At 39.4% G+C, this 3241-nt stretch carries 3 protein-coding genes; all 3 read right to left on the bottom strand.

Translation table 11 applies throughout. The features are described 5' to 3' along the window. Positions 1-166: 166 nt before the first annotated feature. Complete coding sequence (locus ACP45E_RS10230; protein WP_017034471.1) at positions 167-1420, bottom strand: HD-GYP domain-containing protein; 1254 nt, start codon at positions 1418-1420, stop codon at positions 167-169. A 102-nt stretch (positions 1421-1522) separates the two neighbouring features. Further along, a complete protein-coding gene (locus ACP45E_RS10225; protein ID WP_017034472.1) occupies positions 1523-1930 on the bottom strand; it encodes a VOC family protein in 408 nt (135 codons plus the stop codon). Between the two features lie 264 nt (positions 1931-2194). After that, the gene (locus tag ACP45E_RS10220; protein ID WP_017034473.1) at positions 2195-2890 is read right to left on the bottom strand and encodes a VC0807 family protein; all 696 of its coding nucleotides are present in this window, start codon (positions 2888-2890) and stop codon (positions 2195-2197) included. Positions 2891-3241 lie beyond the last annotated feature (351 nt).

Genomic DNA, 3241 nt, shown 5'->3' with positions numbered 1-3241 from the left:
GTCTCAGTGGTTGCGCATTATAGATAGTTCAATGTTATTGGCAAGCGATAAATACAAAAAAACACAATAAAAAAGCCTGAGTGATTACTTATTGCTCAGGCTCATATTTACGCACCACTTACCCAAATATAACACACAGGCTAATAACAAAATCCTGTGGATAACTCTAATCATCACTCTCAAAGAAGTAAGAAACCCGTGATCTAGGATTTAGATACTCCTTTACTTTGTCAGGAAGCTTACTTGGCAAAATTGCATTAACTATCTTTATCTCTTTTTCTGCTAGGTCAATGATCGGTGCCTGAGTCCTAGGTACAGAGGGGTCGTAAATAAGAACATTAGGAAAAAGTATATGCTTAGCATTCACAGAAATAACTAACCCAACCATTTCATTAGACAATTGAACGACCGTTCCTGGAGGGTAGACACCCATAAACTTAATAAGAACGTTTAAGTTTTCGTTGTCATAAAGATGCTTACACTTCTTATATAAGTAAGACAACGCAACATAAGGAATCTTTTGCTCGGTGGGATTCATTGGATGACACAAATTGTCATAAGCATTTGCAACAGAGACAACCTTAGTTAGCTCATCAATTTCACCTTCCTTTAAACCCTTTGGATATCCAGACCCATCATTAAGCTCGTGGTGTTGCTCTATCACTATCTTTGCTGAATCAGGAAAAGATTCCATATTTGCCGCTAGGTCTAACCCGTACTTGGTATGTTGCTTTAAGTAATTGAACTCTGGTCCTGATAATGGGGTTTGCTTTCTTATAATAGCCGCTGGAACTTTAATTTTACCCATATCATGAAATAGTGATGCAAACGCAATATCTTTAATTTGTTGAGCAGACATTCCTTTTGCCTTAGCGATCATCATCGCAATCACTGAGACATTTAAAGAATGAAAGTAAATATCCTCGACTTCACTCTTGCTATTCATCAAATGCAAGGTGACACCTTCATTGTTTAATAATTTATCCACTATGCCATCAACTAAGGCAAGAGCTTCATCAACCGCTTTTTCGGGGCGATTGCGAATTTTGTTCATCACCGCTCTCATCTGAGCAAGAGATCGTTCGAATTCTTTTTCGCATTTAAGCACTTTCCGACGATAGGCGTTGAGCTCTTCTATTCTTTTTTGTTTTTCTTCCCAGAGTTTTTTTGCTTCAGCGTCAACTTGAACAGAAGTCTCAGATGGCTCTGGAATGGCCTGATTAGCCGGTAATGGCTGAGCATCACTTTGAGATGGGTTAATAAAAACATGCTGAATACCCAAATGTTTAATCATTTGGATTTGTTCTTCGCTTTTTATCTTAAAGCTATTAAATAAGAAGGGATGATCGTTCCACTTAACAGGAAGTCGGACATGCAACCCTGGTTGAATACGATCAACCGAAATTTTAATACTGGCCACAAATATACATCTAAGTTATTACCTCAAAACACATCACCAAACACTATGCAAAGAAATCTTGCATAGCCAGTGCCTATAGGTGAGATTTTATGTCATTAACAGCTAAGATACCAGTTCACAGTTAAGTATCCAACGGACACCAAATTGGTCCTCTACCTTGCCAAAGCGTGCTCCCCAAAAGGCATCCGACAACGGCATCATTACCCTCCCGCCCTCTGATAATTTATCAAATACCTTTTCTTGTTTGCCGAGGTCATCAAAGACCAGAGCCAGTGCCATATTATTGCCGCTGCGTTCCGTTGCTAACACACCATCGGACATCATGATTCGCATACCAAATGCCTCAAATTCCGCATGCATGATCCAATCAGGGTCTGCTCCATCAATTTGTTGGGGAGCATCTTTAAATCTCTGTTGTGATACAACCACACCACCAAAACATTTATGGTAAAAATCTAGAGCCTGTGCGCATCTGCCTGCAAAAAAAAGGTATGGGGTTAGTTGCATCATAGCTATCTCCTTATAAGTATTAACAAAATATAGCTGAACGATGGGTACCTTTCCTAATCAAAACCTTAATTTCAGTTATTTTTTATTACTTGTGTTAGATAAATCACTTAGATTTCTACTTCTAGCAATCAATACCATACCGTCTATACGTATCCACATTGGTTAGATTCAAAGATAATTAGAGGAGATATTTAAACCTAAAAACAGCAAAGCCCCGAATTAAACCGAGGCTTTGTTACTTTATATATCAAGGATCTGACTAACCTAGCTACTGTGGAAGATTTGATCGGTGTCTAGTGAAGTCATTGAACGGATTTGTCGCCATAGATAATAGAAGATACCAAACATCATCAGCATGCTTGGAACCGCAATAGCAGGGTAACTATAGAGAGTCAGCTTTCCTAGCTCTTCATTGAATGCCGCGGTACCTGAAGGGCTGGTTACAATCCAAGTGGCGAGAAAATAATTCATTGCCGACGAGAAAGCAAAAGTACTTGCAAACAAGTAATTCGATATAACCAAACAGCGCTCAAATGCAGCTTCATTACCCGTTTGTTTTAATCTCTCTTTTATTAACGATAGATTCAATACCGTATCGTTCAAAATCACTTTCTTCACGATGGGATAGCGCGTAAAAGTCGAACCCAAAACCGTCAAACCGATCAGCCCCGGAATCAACGCCTCTTTAAGAGCGAGCCAACGCGTATCCAACTCTAGCAAACCAATCCCACCCGTCAACAGCACACTAATAAACCCTAGCGCAGCAATAAAATTAAATTTCTTGTTGCGAATTAGATCCATTCCGCCATAAGCGACTGGAAAGGCCAAAGCAACCACCAGCGCCATCACAGTTCCAAGATGTTCATCACCGCTGAATTTCATCAAAATAAAAGATGGAAGAAAAACGTTAAAAACAATCTCGAATAGGGGGTTCGATTTTTTACTTGCTGTATTACTCATAATTTTCCAATTTAAAGACGATAGATTAATTCTAGCACTAGGAGAATTGTTCATTGTCTAGACCAAGATGTAAAGCCCTGTGACTTTGAGCCGTGAGTTTGAATTTGCAAAAGCATGTGTACCCATCCCCTGAATCAAGCTGGAGTCTGCTCTAACAATGCTAAGCACTAGAGAAAATAGCTTCCATCTTTAGGTGAAGGAAAAACGCAGGGGTTTTGTGCGTAGAGACATGACGATAATTGAAACATTGTACGTAGAAGTGAATCGAAAGGTACAGTAAACCTCTAGGATCATAAAGATTTGAATGGCATTAGATACAACAAAGCCCCGACTTGAGTCGAGGCTTTGTCA

The organism is Vibrio genomosp. F10 str. 9ZD137, assembly GCF_049974785.1.
Lineage (GTDB): Bacteria > Pseudomonadota > Gammaproteobacteria > Enterobacterales > Vibrionaceae > Vibrio.
Note: the sequence above shows the minus strand (reverse complement) of the source record. Positions and strands in the feature narration are given on the sequence as shown.

Excerpts from the sequence above, each read along its gene's own strand:
- ACP45E_RS10225 (WP_017034472.1), bottom strand. The coding sequence starts at position 1,930 with ATGATGCAACTAACCCCATACCTTTTTTTTGCAGGCAGATGCGCACAG.
- ACP45E_RS10220 (WP_017034473.1), bottom strand. The coding sequence starts at position 2,890 with ATGAGTAATACAGCAAGTAAAAAATCGAACCCCCTATTCGAGATTGTT.